We start from the raw sequence: 15,626 nt of genomic DNA on the forward strand, positions 1-15,626 counted from the left end.
GGCGCGGCCGCCCGCGCGTGAACGGTCAGGCGGCGGTCACATGCGGCGCCACGGGCCGGTGACGGCGAACGTGGTGCCCGGGTCGTAGACGTTGACGAACATCGTCCGGCCGTCCGGAGAGAACGTCACCCCGGCGAACTCCCCCCACTCCGGCTCGGCCTCGGTGCCGATGTTCTGCCGGTTGCGCGCCATCGGATACACCTGGCGGCCGCGCGTCACCCCGAACACGTGCTGGGCGCCGCTGCCGTCCTCGCACACCATCAGCCCGCCCTGCGGCGCCAGGCAGATGTTATCGGGCGACTCGCCCGGCGCCTGCACGTCGGTGTCCGGGCCGAACACCACCACCAGCGTCAGGCGCCGCCGCGCCGGCTCATACGACCACACCTGCCCGAAGTGGTCGGCGCCCGACCCCTCCCGGCTGCGGGCGAAGCTGGACACGAAGTACACCCGGTCGCCGCCCCAGTAGCAGCCCTCCAGCTTCTGGGCGTGCGTGATGCCGCGCGGGCCGAAGTCCTGGAACCGGATCGGCGTCCGGCGCGCCAGCGGGTCGGGCACCGCCGCCCACTCGATCCGCTCGAACACCGTGCCCGGCTCGCGCACCACCGACAGGTCCGGCACGTCCGGTACCCGCATCGCCTCCAGCCGCCCGCCCGCGCGCAGGCTGCCGAACCCGCCCCGCGGCCGGTGCGGCAGGAACCGGTAGAACAGCCCGAACGGCCGGTCGAAGGCGTCCTCGGTCTCGTACACCACGCCGTCGCGCGGATCGACCGCCACCGCCTCGTGCTGGAACCGGCCCATCGCCGTCAGCGGCACCGGCTCGGTGCGGCGGCCCCGCGGATCCACCTCGAACACGAACCCGTGGTCCTTGGTGTAGCCGTTGGTGCCCGCCCTGTCCTCGGTCTCCTCGCACGTCAGCCACGTGCCCCACGGGGTGGGGCCGCCGGCGCAGTTGACCGCGGTCCCGGCGATCGCCACGCGCTCGGCCCGCACCCGCCCGGCGGCGTCCACCTCCAGCGCGGTGCAGCCGCCCTTGCCCTCGGGGTCGTAGGTCAGCCCGTCCACGGCGGGCACACGGTGCGCGGCGTCGGGACGGTTCTCGTGGTTGCGCACCAGCAGCACCTCGCCCGCGCGACGCCCCGGGAAGGCCGCCATGCCGTCGTGGTGACTGGGCACCGGGCCCTGACCCGACCGCAGCGGCTCGCCCTCCCGCGACAGGATCGTGTAGCGGAACCCACGCGGCAGGTCCAGCACGCCCTTGGGGTCGGGCACCAGCGGCCCGTACCCGGCCGCGCCGCCGACCTCGGCGGCCTGCGCCGAGCCGGAGAACAGGGCCTCCACCGGGCCGGTGAACGCGATCCCGGCGCCGAGCGTGCCGGAACCCGCCAGAAGCCGCCGTCGGGTGACGGGCACTGCCATGGGCCACTCCGTGTGTGCGTCGCCGACGCGAACCGTTCACGGGGCAGACCCCTGCGGTTCACGTTCTGTTCCCGTGTTTGTAACACGGCCCCGCGGCACGGAAACGGGCGAACATTGCCAAGAACCCGTGCCGCGCGGCGCCGCGCCCCGGGGACACGAGGTGCCGTTGACGCACCGCCGCGGCTCCGGCGAGCGGCGTCACCACGCTCGGTGCGGCCGTGCTCGGTGCATCGCCGCCGCCTCGCCGTTCTCCCGCAGGCCCGCGGCAAGCCCGCACGCTGTCTGAACGGCTACGTCCGCTCGGCCAGGAAGGGCAGCACGACCTCCGCCATCTCCTCGGGCACTTCCTCGGCGAGGTCGTGGCCGGCGTCGAAGACGTGGCCGGTGACGTCATGGGCGAACAGCCGCATCTGGGCCTCGTTCCGGTCGCCGATGAAGGCCAAGCCGCCGAGTGCCAGCACGGGGATGTCCAGCTTCTTCTGTGCCGCCTGCCGGTTCTGCTCGGCGTCGACGAGCATTGCCCGATAGATCGCCAGCATCGAGCGGACGCCTCCGGGCATGGAGTAGCAGCGCACGTACTCTTCGATCGCGTCGGCGGTGGCGGTGTCCGGGTGACTGCGCTCGGTTTTGATCATGTAGGTGATCAGCTCGCGTTCGTGTCCGGCGATGAGCATCTCGGGTACGTCCGGCTGGAAGTAAAAGCCCAGATGCCACAGGTGCATGCCGCTCGAGACGTTCTCAGGGGTGAGCGCCGTATGGTCCTCGAAGCCGAACCCGGGGAACAGCGCCTCCACGAAGACCAGGGCGTTGACATGATCGCGGTTCCGGGCGGCGAGTTGGTAGCCGATCACCGCTCCCCAGTCCTCTCCGATCACGCTGTAGGTGTCGTGCCCGAGGTGGGCCATCAGTGCGGCGATGTCGTCGCTCATCGTCGCCGAGTCGTAGCCGTCTGCGGGATGCGCGGAGTCGCCGAGACCGCGGAGGTCGGGCGCGATGACGGTGTAATGCGGTGTCAGCTTCGGGATGAGGTGCCGCCAGTGGTAACTGGTCTTCGGCACGCCGTGCAGGAGCACCACTGCCGGACCGGACCCGGCCGTCCGGTAGTGCAGACTCGTTCCGTTGACGGCGGCACGGCCCGTGCGAACGGGCTCTCCCTGATGGTCAAATATCATTTCTTCTCCGACTTCATGGCGTGTTCCACATCCGCGAGGGCGGCTGCGGCGTGTTTCGGTGGCGACGGTTCGAGGCCGGACGGCCTTGCCGGCCTCGGCACGGGTGATCGCAGATACGGGTGATCACATGAAGGCGATCCGGCATCAACGCCGGCTCGGCGATTTATCTGGATCGTTCGTTACAGATAACGGGCGTGAAAAGTCAGTCGAGCGTGCTCAGGGCGACCTCCACGAGTGGTTCGAGGGTGCGGGCGTCCGGGGTGATCTTCGAGGAGACCAGGAGTCCGTTGAGGAACGTGACGAGGAAGGCGGCGAGAGTGTGCGGGGCGTGCCGCGTCGAAATCTCACCGCGTTCCACTGCCGCGCGCAGCAGGTCGGCGAGGGCGTCCTGGTTGGCGCCCAGCACGTCTCGAACGATGCGTCGGGTCGGCTGGTCCTCCGGCAGGCGTTCGGTGGCGGCATTGATCAGAAGACAGCCCTGGCCGCCGTGTTCGACGGCGATCCGGATCCGCTCGACCAGCAGTGTGCGGATGGCCGAGCGGGCGTCCACACCCTCGTCAAGGGCATGCAGGGCGGCCGCCGCGAAGGTGGAGCGGTAGTGCTCCAGCGCGGCCCGGTACAGGCCGTCCTTGTCGCCGAATGCGGCATAGAGGGAGCCCTGTCCGATCCCGAGATGCCGGGTCAGGTCGCGCACCGAGGTCGCCTCGTATCCGCGCGTCCAGAACAACTCCATCGCGCGGCTGACCGCCGCTTCGGTGTCGAACTCCCGGGTTCTTGCCATGCCCCCACCCTACCCAATCTGGATCGCTCGTTCAACAATCTGCCGTCGGGCGAGACCAGCCGTGTTCCGATGCTGGTCGAGCCCCCGACACCCCGCCGGCGGCGTGTATGTACCGGGTTCACGGCCGCCGGCCGTCGCGGAGGATCAGGTCTGTCCGTGGGCGCGGGAGGCCGGCGGTCAGTGGGGGTGGCGGCGGGGTCGTGATTGGCGGTTCGAGGCCACGCGGGCGCGGCGGAACCCCAGGTCGAGGTCTTCGATGTTGAGCGAGAGGTCCTTTCGGCGCGGGCGCATACGAAACCGCAGGTGATCGCGGATCTGAGCGCGGCGCCCGGCACCGTCAGCGCTCGACACGCTCGTCCATCCCCACCAGATGCCGACCCATGGGGCCGAAACATCGCGGAACCATCGGCTGGGGCGGCCTCGGATGAGGCAAACGCGTCTCTTTTGCGGCTGGTACACGTCTGTTAGCGGCGCCGCGGCCCGGGGACACGGCGGGCGGAAAGCGTGCCTGTGAACGCCTCGCCATGTCCCCGGCGGGCCGGGGTAACGCCACCCCGCCACCCCGCCCCCGTCACGCGGCCGGGGCGGGGCGGCACCGCACTATCGGGGGCACGGGTGGTGTCACGGGTGGTCAGGAGGTGGGGTCCTGGCCGACCTCGCCGCGCCAGGAACCGGTCTCCTGCCCGCCGCGCTCCTCGATGAATTCCTTGAACCGCCGCAGGTCGCCCTTGACGCGGTGCTCCACCAGGTGGAGCGCGTCGGCGGCCTTCTCGGCCATCCCCTGCGGGGCGAACTCCAGCTGCAGCATCACCCGCGTGGTGTCGGGCGCCAGCCGGTGGAAGGTCACCACGCCCGCCTGCCGCGGCTCGCCCACCGACGTCCAGGCGATGCGCTCGTCGGGACGCTGCTCGGTGATCTCGGCGTCGAACTCCCGCCGCACCTTGGCGATGTTGGTCACCCAGTGGGTGCGGGTGTCGGACACCTGGTCGATGCGCTCCACGCCGTCCATGAACTGCGGGAAGTCCTCGAACTGCGTCCACTGGTTGTAGGCGGCCCGCACGGGCACCCTGACGTCGATCGACTGCTCGATCGTGCTCATCGGAAGCGTCTCCTCTCCTTTCGTGACGGGCGTGGGCGTGCCCGCGAGCGACCACCCCAAACAGCCCCGCACGCGGGCGCCGCGCACATCACACCGCGCATCACACCCGGAGTCGCGGGCCGGACGGCGACGTCCGATAAGGTTTGCGAACAGCCGTTCAATAACCCGTGTCGGAGGGAACGCGCACCGTGGCGCGACCGCGCACCACCAGCGACGAGGCCATCCTGCAGGCCACCGGCCGCGCCCTGCTGCGGCACGGACCCGGCAGGCTCACCCTCGGCGGCGTCGCCGCCGAGGCCGGTCTGTCACCCGCCACCCTCGTGCAGCGCTTCGGCTCCAAACGCGGCCTGCTGCTGGCGTTCGCCCGCCGCGCCACCCAGGGCGCCAGCCACCCGTTCGACCACGCGCGCCGCGAGCACCCCTCACCCCTGGCGGCCCTGCGCGCCGCGCTGACCGCCATGGCCTCCAGCGTCCGCGACCCCGAGGAAATGGCCAACAGCCTGGGGTTCCTGCAACTGGACCTGACCGACCCCGGCTTCCGCGAACACGCCGCCGCCCACGCCCACGCCGTCCGCGAACAGATCACCGACCTGCTCACCCGAGCCGTCCGCGCCGGGGAACTGACCGCCGACGTCGACACCGCCGCCCTGGCCCGCGCCGTCCAGGTGACCTACAACGGCACCCTCATCCTGTGGGCGCTGGACCCCGGCGCCGCCCCGCTCGCCGACACCGTCCACGCCGACCTGGACGGCCTCCTCGCCCCCTACCGCACACACTGACCCCCGCCGCAGGGCCCCGCGGACGCCGGACGGGACGACGGCCGCCCACCGCGACGCGGCCGCTCAGGCCGGGCCGGTAGACGGACGGGACGGAGAGGGCGGCAGGGGCGGCGGGCCGGCGGCGCGCTGCAGCCTGCGGCCCAGATCACGCAGCCGGTCGGCCAGCTCCGGCGGCTCCACCACCTCGAAGTCCAGCTCCAGGAACGCCACCCGCAGCGCCGTCCACTCCAGCGACTCCACCCGGGTGCGCAGCAGGCAGGTGCGCTCGTCCACCGGCTCCAGCTCCTGGCCGGTGACGCGGAACCTGTCGGCCAGCACGTGCGCCGGGGCGTGCACCCGCAGCACCGCCCGCGCCGTGGGACGCGACGCCGCCAGCGACCGCCGCACGAACTGCGCCGCGTCCCCGCCCGGCACCTCACGCGGCGCGAACCGCACCCCCACCGCACGCGGCGCCCGCATCCGGTCCACCCGGAACGTGCGCCAGGCGGCACGGTCGACGTCCCAGGCCAGCAGATACCAGCGCCGCCCCGCCGACACCAGGCCGTGCGGCTCCACCAGCCGCCCGTCCCCCGCCTCCACCGAGCCCGCGACCTCAACCGAGCCGCTCGCGTCCACCGAACCGCCGCCCTCATCGGCGTCCCCGGCGCCGCCTTCGCCAGCGCCCTTGTCAGTGTTCGGTGCGCGGTAGGAGAAGCGCAGCCGCTCGTGGTCACGGCACGCCGCCGCCAGCACCGTCAGCGTCTCCGGCGCCACCGTCGGACCCGCCGGCGGCCCGTCGATCGGCACGGTCACCGCGTGCAGCGCCGACACCCGGCGCCGCAACCGCTCCGGCAGCACCTGCTCCAGCTTGGCCAGCGCCCGCACCGTCGCGTCCTCGATGCCCTCCACCGCACCGCCGGCCGCCGCGCCGAGCCCCAGCGCGATCGCCACCGCCTCCTCGTCGTCCAGCAGCAACGGCGGCATCGCCGCGCCCGCCTCCAGCCGGTAACCCCCCACCGACCCCAGCGTCGCGTGCACCGGATACCCCAGCTCACGCAGCCGCTCCACGTCACGGCGGACCGTCCGCACGCTGATGCCCAGCCGCTCCGCAAGCTCCGGGCCCGTCCACTCCCGCCGCGTCTGCAGCAGCGACAGCAGACGCAGCAGCCGGGCGGAGGTGTCGGTCACCCGCCCAGTATGCCCCGCCAATGAGGACCGGATCCGACCTCATTGCCTCCTAACGTGGCCACCCGGCCGCAAACCGGCCGCACCCAACATCCGTCACCGGCCGAGGAGGGACACCGCCCATGCGGGCCGCGCACCGCGACCACATCCTGATCAAAGGCGCCCGGCAGAACAACCTGAAGAACATCACCCTGCGCATCCCCAAGGAGCAGATCGTGGTGTTCACCGGGGTGTCGGGCTCCGGCAAGTCCTCGGTGGTGTTCGACACCGTCGCCGCCGAGTCGCGGCGCCAGCTCGGCGAGACCTTCAGCTGGTACGTCCGCAACCGGATGCCCCGCCACGAACGCCCCGACGCCGACGTCATCGACGACCTGGCCCCCGCCGTCGTCGTCGACCAGCGCCCCGTCGGCGGCAACAGCCGCTCCACCGTCGGCACCATGACCGACATCCACGCCGTGCTGCGCGTGCTGTTCTCCCGCTGCGCCCACCCCAGCGCCGGCGAGGCCACCGCCTACTCCTTCAACGACCCCCAGGGCATGTGCCCCGAATGCGACGGCCTCGGCCGCCTGGCCCGCCTGGACGTCGACAAGATGCTCGACACCAGCAAGAGCCTCAACGACGGCGCCATCCGCTTCGCCCCCTTCGGCGTCGGCACCTTCCCCTGGCAGCTGTACGCCGAGTCGGGCCTGTTCGACCCCGCCAAACCGCTGCGCGAGTTCACCGCCGAGGAGATGGATCTGCTGCTGCACGGCAAGGGCTTTCGCGTGCAGCGCCTCAACCGCACCGGGGAGATGGGCCACAACGCCTACGAGGGCATCGCCGAACGCTTCCACCGCCTGTACCTCAAACGCGGCCTGGAAACCCTGCCCGACCGGCAGCGCCGCGAGGCGCTGGAGATGGTCACCGACAGTGTCTGCCCCGCCTGCGACGGCGACCGCCTCAACGCCGCCGCCCGCGCCGCCACGATCGGCGGACACAACATCGCCGACTACTGCCGCATGGAGATCGGTGAGCTGATCGGCGTGCTGGAGGGCATCGACGACCCCGTCGGCGCCCCCATCGCCCAGGCCGCCGTCACCCGGCTGCGGCGGCTGGAGGCCATCGGCCTGGGCTACCTCAGCCTCGACCGCCCCACCGACACCGTCTCCGGCGGCGAGGGCCAGCGCCTGAAGGTCGTGCGGCACCTGGGCTCCAGCCTCACCGGCATGACCTACATCTTCGACGAACCCAGCGTCGGCATGCACCCCAGCGACGTCGGCCGCCTCGGCGAACTGCTCGTCCAGCTGCGCGACAAGGGCAACACCGTCCTGGTCGTCGAACACGACCCCGACGTCATCGCCATCGCCGACCACGTCATCGACATGGGCCCCGGCGCCGGCACCCACGGCGGACACGTGGTGTTCCAGGGCACCGTGTCCGCGCTGCGCCAAGCCGACACCCTCACCGGACGCCACCTGCGCCGCCGCACCCCGCCCAAACGCCACGTGCGCCGCCCCACCGGCCGGCTCGCCGTCACCGACGCCACCACCCACAACCTGCACCACGTCACCGTGGACTTCCCCACCGGCGTGCTCACCGCCGTCACCGGCGTCGCCGGCTCGGGCAAGAGCACCCTGGTCCACCGCGAACTGGTGCCCCGCCACCCCGAGGCGATCGTGGTCGACCAGTCGGCCATCGCCGCCTCACGCCGCGCCAGCCCCGCCACCTACCTGGGCGTCATGGACCACCTGCGCCGCCTGTTCGCCCACGCCACCGGCGCCGACCCCGGACTGTTCAGCCACAACGCCAAAGGCGCCTGTCCCGACTGCGACGGTAACGGCGTCATCGTCACCGACCTGGCGTTCATGGACCCCGTCACCACCACCTGCCGCACCTGCGGCGGCACCCGCTACCGCCCCGAGGCGCTGCGGCACACCCTGCGCGGCCACACCATCGCCGACGTGCTCGACCTCACCGCCGGCCAGGCCCTGCAGGTGTTCACCGAACGCCCCGTCGCGACCCGGCTGCGCGCCCTCACCGACGTCGGCCTGGACTACCTGCGCCTCGGCCAGCCGCTCAGCACCCTGTCCGGCGGCGAACGCCAACGCCTCAAGCTCGCCACCCGCCTGCACCGCACCGGCGCCCTGTACGTGCTGGACGAACCCACCAGCGGCCTGCACATGGCCGACGTGGACGCCCTGCTCGCCCTGCTGGACCGCCTCGTCGACACCGGCAACACCGTGATCGTCATCGAACACGACCTCGAGGTGATCAAACACGCCGACTGGATCATCGACCTCGGGCCGGGCGGCGGCAAACACGGCGGCCGTGTCCTGTTCACCGGCACCCCCGCCGAGCTTCTCACCGCCACCGGCTCCCTCACCGCCGACCACCTGCGCCAAAACCTCCGCCAACCCTCCGGCGAACACCCGGACGACGCGGCCCTCCCCGCCTGACTCCGTCCCCGGCGATCGTTCCCCGCCACGAGCTGGAGGCCGAGCCCCGGGCCCGGATCACCCGATCCGGGCCCGGGGCGTCTGCCGGTCGGTTCGACATGCGGGTGACATGCCGGGTGCGCAGGAACAGCCCCGGTCGTGCGCCATCACGCCGCGCGGGTCGGCCGCGTTGACCACGGCGGCCAGAGAGCCAGCGCGACCATCTGGTCGCCGTTAGTGCTGCGCGTTCGGGCCCAGGTCTGTTCGCCTGCCCGTCACCAGGGCAGCGGGCCGTCCTCGCTGAAGAACCCGGCGGTCGGGCCGTCCACGCCGAGCGTGGCCAGGCGCACCACCACCGCGGCACCCTGCGCCGGGGTGAGGTGGCCGGTGTGGTTGTTGCTGTCGGTGTCGACGTAACCGGGAGCGGCGGTGTTGACGAGGAAGCCCAGGCGCACCACGTGACGAATCCGCGCCGACCGCCGGCATGGACACCAAGGTGCCGGAGGCCACCGCAGGCAGGCCGGACGCTCGGCGCCGGGACCTCACCCGCTGGCGGCGTCCGGCCGCGGCGCGACGGGACGGGCCGCGGTGCCGAAACGGTCCCGGTACGCGGTGGGCGGCACGCCGACGTGCCGTAGGAACGCCCGCCGCATCGTCTCGGCGCTGCCGAAACCGCTCAGCCGCGCCACGGTGTCGACACCGTCGTCGCCGGTCTCCAGCAGGCAGCGGGCCGCCTCCACACGCGACTCCTCCACATACCGTCCCGGGCTCACCCCCACCTGCTCCGCGAAGACCCGGCTGAAGTGGCGAGGGCTCATGGCCAGCCGCGCCGCCATCGCCTCCAACGACAGGTCGGCCGCGGGCTCGGCGGCGATGTGGTCCAGCAGAGCGCGCAGGGCCTCACGCCGCACGGGCCGGGTCCGGGCGCGCCGGCTGAACTGCGACTGCCCGCCGGGCCGCTGCATGAACACCACCAGCCAGCGGGCGACCTCGCGGGCCAGCGCGGCACCGTGGTCCTCCTCGACCAGCGCGAGCGCCAGGTCGATCCCCGCCGTCACACCCGCCGAGGTCACCACGGGACCGTCCCGCACGTAGATCGCATCTGGCGCCACGGTGACGCCCGGATGCGCGGCGGCCAGCCGGTCGCAGTACGCCCAGTGGGTGGTCGCGCGACGCCCCTCCAGCAACCCGGCCGCGGCGAGCAGGAACGCGCCCGTGCACACCGAGGTGACCCGGCGGGCCGCGGCGGCCGCCTCGCGCACCCCCGCGACCAGACCCCCGTCGGGCGAGACGTCCGGGGCCAGGCCGCCCGCCACCACCAGCGTGTCCAGCGGCGCGGCCGCCGACAGCCCGGTGTGCACACCCAGGCGCAGACCCGACGACGTCGTCACCTCCCGGCCGTCCGGCGAGGCGAGCCGCACCCGGTACCCGCCGCGCAGCAGCCGGGCGGCGCCGTCGAACACCTCCGCCGGGCCCGTGACGTCCAGCGACTGGACGCCGTCGTACACCACGATCAGCACCTCCCGCATGCCGACAAGCATGCTGCAGGCGCCCCGGCCGGCGGACCCCGGATGTCCTGATCCGTGGGCGACCCGTCATTGATGACGCGCCGCCGCCTGCCCGAAGCTGAAACCGCCCTCGATCGAGCCCGCCCCGATCGAGCCAGACGACCATCACCGGAAGGGGACCGCCATGGACGCGGCCTTCGTGCTCTACGACAACATGACCGCCCTGGACCTGATCGGCCCGTACGACGCGATCTCCGCCATGCCCGAGGTCACACCGCACTTCGTCGCCGCCCGCCCCGGCCCGATCCGCTGCGACTCCGGCCTGGTGATCCAGGCCGACACCGCATTCGACGAACTGCCCCGCCCCGAAGTGATCGTGGTGCCGGGCAGCTCGACATGGCACGCCGCCCTGGACGACGAGCCGCTGCTGGCGTGGCTGGCCACCGCCCACCCCACCGCCACCTGGACGACCTCGGTGTGCACCGGCTCGACCCTGCTGGCCAAGGCCGGCGTGCTGACCGGCCGCCCCGCCACCACGCACTGGCTCGCCCGCGACCTGCTCGCCGACCTCGGCGCCGTGGTCAGCACCGAACGCGTGGTCGTCGACGGCGACGTCATCACGGCGGCGGGCGTGTCGGCCGGCATCGACATGGCCCTCACCCTGATCGCCAAGCTCTGGGACGAACACCGCGCCCAGCTCGTCCAGCTGATGTTCGAGTACGACCCGCGGCCGCCGTTCGACGCCGGATCCCCCGAGACGGCGCCGCCGCAGGTCGTCGCCTTCGCCCGCAGCCTGCCTTCCCACAACTGACCGCCCGGATCGCCCCCACGGCAGGCGCCGTCCACCCCAGCGACCGTCCCCCCACCTCCCGCAGCCGTAGAAGGGCCGCCATGCCTGGGCCCGGCCGGGAACGCCCTCTCCGGAGCGCCACCTGACGGTCGTGTCGACGCGCTCCCGGCCGCACGCGCGCAGCGCCGGCAGCCCGGCGTGGGACCTGCCGCCCTTGCCGCCCACATCACAATGACGGGCACGAGTCGGCGTTCGTGCGGGCGATGATCGAGTTCGGGATGGAGTACGCGGCGGTGGTGCGCGACGACCACCGGCTCTTCGTCGACGCTTTCCGCAACCACCAGATCCCGGGCCTGTGAACGGGACGGTGACCGGCGTGCGGCCGCCGCTGTGACCGGCGGCGGCCCGTCATCGCCGTTAGCCGTTCACAGCCCTCGGCCGGGCACTCGGTTTACGTTGCCGTGCCCGGTCGTCCGTATCGGCATGACGCTCAATCGACTTTGGTCGATGGCGGTCGGACCCATCGGCCGATGCCGCCCTCCCCCTGCTCCCGGCACGCTGAACCCAGTCGATACGGGAGGATCAGTGTCCACGACCAGGGGGAGCGTCATGACCGACGCGGCTGCCGGCGGCCGCTGGCTGCTCGACCACGACGGGCATCGCCTGCAGGTCGAGACCGAACGCGTCGGCTGGATGCGCATCGTCCGCCTGTACGTGGACGGCGTCCAGCAGGCCGAGACCCAGGCCCTGCACCAGGCCAAGCTGCCCTACGGCGACATGTCCGTGCTGGTCGCGTTCGACCCCCTCGGCCTGCTGGACGGCCAGGCCGCCCGCTGTGTCCTGGCCCCGCCCCGCCCCGACGACGACACCCCCGACGAGAAGGACGGCGCCGAAGACGGCGAGGCGAAGAAGGACGCCGACGACGGCGAGGGAGAGGACGGCGGCGACTCCGGGCGGGAGAAAGTCCCGTTCACACCTCCGGAGGGCACCCGCGCCGCCCGCCGCGAACGCCTGGCCCGCGAGCACCCCGCCCTGTACGCCTCACGGCACGTCGTGGTGGCCACCGGCAAGGTGGTGTTCGGGATTCTGGGCATCAGCGCCCTGATCAGCGCCGTGGTGCGGCTGCTGGTGTCCTACCTGCCGCGCCCCGACGTCGACCTGCCCGACATCGACCCGCCGGACCTGTCCCTGCCCGACATTCCCTGGCCCGATATCCCCTGGCCGGACATCGACCTGCCCGACGTCGCCCTGCCCGCCTGGCTCCAGGCGATCCTGGCCACGACCAAATACTGGATACCGATCCTGATCGCCATCGGCGTCGCCGTCCACGAGGTCGACCGGCGCAAGAAACAGGACCGTGGACGCCGCGAACCCGCCGCCCCCGAGAACACCGACGCCAAGGACGCCGCAGACAAGGACGCCAAACGGGGGAAGGGCGAGAAGGGCGCCGGGGAGCCGAGCGACCGGCGGTCGTGACGTCGGCGTGTGCGGGAGGGTCAGGGCCACAGGCCGGTCCTGTCCAGGGCTTCGGCGGCGGTCGCTGCCCGGCGGACGGCGTCCAGCGGGCGGCCGTGCTCGTCCAGGACCTGCCAGCCGCCCAGCTGCACCACCGGCACCCCGCCGCGCCGCACCGCCAGCGCCACCTCCGACAGCGTCCCCCACGATCCGCCCACCACGATCACCGCGTCCGCCGCGTTGACGATCACGTTGTTGCGGGCCTCGCCGAGCCCCGTCGGCAGCACCACCGTCAGGTCCTCACAGGCCCCGCCCGGTCGTCCGCCGACAGCACCCCCACCACCACGCCGCCCGCCCGGTACGCCCCGGCGGCCACGGCGGCCATCACGCCGCCGTAGCCGCCGCACACCACCACCGCGCCCCGCTCGGCCAGCAACCGCCCCACCTCACGGGCCCGCTCCCACTCGGGGCGCGAGCACTCACGCGGCCCGCACACCGCCACCTGCACCGTCACCGGCGCCTACTGGGCGCCGTGCCGGGCCGCGACCTCGTCGATCCGCCGCGCCAGCGCGAAGTCCCGCTCGGTCAGGCCGCCCGCGCTGTGCGTGGTCAGCGTGAACGTCACCGTCCGCCAGCGGATGTCGATGTCGGGGTGGTGGTCGGCCTCCTCGGCCGCCCGCGCCACCTCGCCCACCAGGTCGATCCCCGCCATGAACGACGGCGCCTTGAAGCGCCGGTGGATCTGGTCGCCGTCGCGCGCCCAGTTCGGCAGGTCCTTCAGACGGGCGGTCACGGCGGAATCGTCGAGCCTGTCGGCCATCGCTTGCCTCCCCTTGTCGCATGACGCGGCCAGCCGTGCTGCGCCGGACGCGGTCCGGCGTCCCTGCGCCAGGTGCCGTCCCTACCGACGTTAACCGCCGTCCACCGCGCCGTCCCGGCGGGCACGGGTCACCGGGCCGTCAGGTCGTAGACGGTGACGCCGCCGACCGTGCGGGCGGTGAAGTTGGCCTGCACCCACTGGGCGATCCGCTGGGCGGCGTCGCTGCCGCCGGCCGCACCCCCCATGCCCCCGCGCCCCATGCCCATCCCGTCGCCGACGAAATAGTGGATCTTCTTTTGGGTCACGTACGCCTGGAAGCGCTCCAGTGTCGGGGCCGGATCGGTGCCGTTGAACCCGCCGACCGCCATCACCGGCGTGCCCGTGGCCAGCTGGTACCCGGCGGCGTTGTTGGACCCGACCGTCGCGGCCGTCCACCGGTAGGAGCCCGCGTTCGCCTTCAGCAGCGCCACCAGATCAGCGCTCGGCGTCGGCGAGTTCAGCAGGCCCCCCGGCCTGCCGCCGCCCGGGACGCCGCGTCCCTGCCCCGAGCGGAAACCGCCGCCGTCACCGCGAGCACGGCCCGGCCAGCCCCCGTCCAGGCCCCCGTTCATGCCCCCGCCGGGCGACCCGGCCTGCGGACCGCCCTGCGGCATGCGCCGCGCACCACCCGCCATACCGCCCGCCATACCACCGGGCATACCGCCGCCGGGCATGCCGCCCGGCCGTCCGCCGCGGCCGGAACGTCCCGGCCCGAAACCCGCCGACGGCCCGGCCGTCACGATCGCCCCGGTGTGCGGGGTGGTGACCGTGTCGCGAGCGTAGGCGGCCGGCCCCGCCAGCGACGCCGCCACGGCCACCGTCGCCGCCACCGCGACGGCACGTCCCGGCAGATACGCGGCCCCCAGCAGCACCCCGGCGGCCACCATGCCACCCACCAGCACCACCGGGGCCAGCCACGGAAGCCAATCCGGCGTGCGGTGCAGCAGCGTGTACGACCACACCGCCGTCACCGCCACCACCGCCGCCAGCGTCGCCGCGGCCGCCGCCCGCCGCCGGCGCGGCCACAGCAGCCCCGCGCCGACGCCGGCCAGCGCGGCGACCGCCGGAGCCAACGCCACGGTGTAGTACTCGTGGAAGATGCCCTGCATCAGGCTGAACACCACGCCGGTGACCAGCAGCCACCCGCCCCACAGCCCCAGCGACGCCCGCGCCCGGTCGGTACGCGGCGCCCGCCGCACCACCCACAGCCCCGCAACCAGCAGGATGAGCGCGGCGGGCAGCAGCCAGGAGATCTGGCCGCCGTTGGCGTAGCCGAACATGCGGCCCCATCCGGCGTCCTGGTTGGTGTTGCCCAGCCCGCCGACCTCGTTGCCGTTGAGCCGCCCCAGCCCGTTGTAGCCCAGGGCCAGCTCCAGCACGCTGTTGTTCTGCGACCCCCCGATGTAGGGACGCGACCCCGCGGGGACCAGGGCGACGATCGCCACCCACCACCCCGCGGCGGCCACCATCGCGGCCGCCGCCAGCGCCAGCTGCCAGATCCTGCGGCGCAGCGGCGCCGGCGCGGCCAGCAGGTACACCAGGCCGAACGCGGGCAGGACTAGGAACGCCTGCATCATCTTGGCCAGGAACCCCAGCCCCACGCACGCCCCGCACACCACCAGCCAGCGGGTGCTGGCCTGCGCCTGCGCGCGCACCAGCGCGTACGCCGCCACCGTCAGCAGCAGCACCAGCAACGCGTCGGGGTTGTTGAACCGGAACATCAGCGCGGCCACCGGAGTCAACGCCAGCACCGCACCCGCCAGCAACCCCGCCCCGGCCTCCACGCGCGGGGTGACGGCACCGGCGAGCGCACGCCGCACCGCCGCGTACACGGTGGCGACGGTCGCCACGCCCATCACCGCCTGCGGCACCAGGATGCTCCAGGAGTTCACCCCGAACACCCGCGCCGCCAACGCCGTCGGCCACAACGCCGCGGGCGTCTTGTCCACGGTGATGGCGCCGGCCGCGTCCGAGGAGCCGAAGAAGAACGCCTTCCAGCTGGACGCCCCGGCCTGAACGGCGGCCGAGTAGAAGGAGTTCGCCCACCCCGAGGCGCCCAGGTCCCACACGTACAGCACGGCCGTGGCCGCCAGCAGCACCAGCAGCGCCGGACGCGCCCACACCGGGTCGCCGCCCAAAGACCGTTCACGCGCCCGAGGGGCGGGCACGGCCTCCAACACACTCGCCAT

At 73.1% G+C, this 15,626-nt stretch carries 15 protein-coding genes; 4 read left to right on the forward strand and 11 right to left on the reverse strand.

The genetic code is table 11. The annotated features are described in order from the left end of the window. Positions 1-36: 36 nt before the first annotated feature. From ABZ801_RS33945 to ABZ801_RS33960, 4 genes are all read right to left on the reverse strand, one after another. Positions 37-1,416 carry an alkaline phosphatase PhoX gene (locus tag ABZ801_RS33945; RefSeq protein WP_344942857.1) on the reverse strand — a complete coding sequence of 460 codons (1,380 nt, stop codon included), beginning with the start codon at positions 1,414-1,416 and terminating at the stop codon, positions 37-39. Between the two features lie 290 nt (positions 1,417-1,706). Beyond that, positions 1,707-2,588 carry an alpha/beta fold hydrolase gene (locus ABZ801_RS33950; RefSeq protein ID WP_360705885.1) on the reverse strand — a complete coding sequence of 294 codons (882 nt, stop codon included), beginning with the start codon at positions 2,586-2,588 and terminating at the stop codon, positions 1,707-1,709. A 202-nt stretch (positions 2,589-2,790) separates the two neighbouring features. Continuing rightward, positions 2,791-3,369, reverse strand: a complete 579-nt coding sequence (locus ABZ801_RS33955) for a TetR/AcrR family transcriptional regulator (RefSeq protein ID WP_360705887.1) — start codon at positions 3,367-3,369, stop codon at positions 2,791-2,793. A gap of 631 nt (positions 3,370-4,000) precedes the next feature. Continuing rightward, entirely contained in the window at positions 4,001-4,468 is a 468-nt protein-coding gene (locus tag ABZ801_RS33960) for an SRPBCC family protein (protein WP_344942855.1), read from the reverse strand. Between the two features lie 188 nt (positions 4,469-4,656). Between ABZ801_RS33960 and ABZ801_RS33965 the strand changes: the two genes are divergently transcribed. Then, a complete protein-coding gene (locus tag ABZ801_RS33965) occupies positions 4,657-5,247 on the forward strand; it encodes a TetR/AcrR family transcriptional regulator (RefSeq protein ID WP_360705890.1) in 591 nt (196 codons plus the stop codon). 63 nt (positions 5,248-5,310) lie between these two features. Here the strand turns inward: ABZ801_RS33965 and ABZ801_RS33970 are convergent, their stop codons facing one another. Next, positions 5,311-6,414 carry a WYL domain-containing protein gene (locus ABZ801_RS33970; protein ID WP_360705892.1) on the reverse strand — a complete coding sequence of 368 codons (1,104 nt, stop codon included), beginning with the start codon at positions 6,412-6,414 and terminating at the stop codon, positions 5,311-5,313. Between the two features lie 119 nt (positions 6,415-6,533). Between ABZ801_RS33970 and ABZ801_RS33975 the strand changes: the two genes are divergently transcribed. Next, positions 6,534-8,846, forward strand: coding sequence for an excinuclease ABC subunit UvrA (locus ABZ801_RS33975; protein WP_360705894.1), 2,313 nt, complete (start codon positions 6,534-6,536; stop codon positions 8,844-8,846). Positions 8,847-9,100: 254 nt separating this feature from the next. Here the strand turns inward: ABZ801_RS33975 and ABZ801_RS33980 are convergent, their stop codons facing one another. Next, entirely contained in the window at positions 9,101-9,283 is a 183-nt protein-coding gene (locus tag ABZ801_RS33980) for a hypothetical protein (RefSeq protein ID WP_360705897.1), read from the reverse strand. A gap of 84 nt (positions 9,284-9,367) precedes the next feature. Further along, positions 9,368-10,354: a DJ-1/PfpI family protein gene (locus tag ABZ801_RS33985; protein ID WP_344942840.1), complete on the reverse strand. Its 987-nt coding sequence runs from the start codon at positions 10,352-10,354 to the stop codon at positions 9,368-9,370. A gap of 163 nt (positions 10,355-10,517) precedes the next feature. Between ABZ801_RS33985 and ABZ801_RS33990 the strand changes: the two genes are divergently transcribed. Beyond that, positions 10,518-11,144 (forward strand): DJ-1/PfpI family protein, encoded by a 627-nt coding sequence (locus ABZ801_RS33990; protein ID WP_360705901.1) that lies wholly within the window; start codon positions 10,518-10,520, stop codon positions 11,142-11,144. A 588-nt stretch (positions 11,145-11,732) separates the two neighbouring features. Further along, positions 11,733-12,599, forward strand: coding sequence for a hypothetical protein (locus ABZ801_RS33995; RefSeq protein WP_360705903.1), 867 nt, complete (start codon positions 11,733-11,735; stop codon positions 12,597-12,599). 20 nt (positions 12,600-12,619) lie between these two features. On the opposite strand, the gene ABZ801_RS34000 is transcribed toward ABZ801_RS33995, so the two are convergent. The 4 genes from ABZ801_RS34000 to ABZ801_RS34015 all read right to left on the reverse strand — a co-directional run bounded on the left by ABZ801_RS34000 (position 12,620) and on the right by ABZ801_RS34015 (position 15,626). After that, the gene (locus ABZ801_RS34000) at positions 12,620-12,868 is read right to left on the reverse strand and encodes a hypothetical protein (protein ID WP_360705906.1); all 249 of its coding nucleotides are present in this window, start codon (positions 12,866-12,868) and stop codon (positions 12,620-12,622) included. Between the two features lie 2 nt (positions 12,869-12,870). Beyond that, positions 12,871-13,092: a hypothetical protein gene (locus ABZ801_RS34005; protein ID WP_360705908.1), complete on the reverse strand. Its 222-nt coding sequence runs from the start codon at positions 13,090-13,092 to the stop codon at positions 12,871-12,873. A gap of 6 nt (positions 13,093-13,098) precedes the next feature. Next, positions 13,099-13,398 carry a 4a-hydroxytetrahydrobiopterin dehydratase gene (locus ABZ801_RS34010; protein WP_344942830.1) on the reverse strand — a complete coding sequence of 100 codons (300 nt, stop codon included), beginning with the start codon at positions 13,396-13,398 and terminating at the stop codon, positions 13,099-13,101. Positions 13,399-13,526: 128 nt separating this feature from the next. Next, positions 13,527-15,626 (reverse strand): glycosyltransferase family 39 protein, encoded by a 2,100-nt coding sequence (locus ABZ801_RS34015; protein ID WP_360705912.1) that lies wholly within the window; start codon positions 15,624-15,626, stop codon positions 13,527-13,529.

This window comes from Actinomadura sp. NPDC047616 (assembly GCF_040642915.1).
GTDB classification, from domain to species: Bacteria; Actinomycetota; Actinomycetes; order Streptosporangiales; family Streptosporangiaceae; genus Spirillospora; species Spirillospora miaoliensis.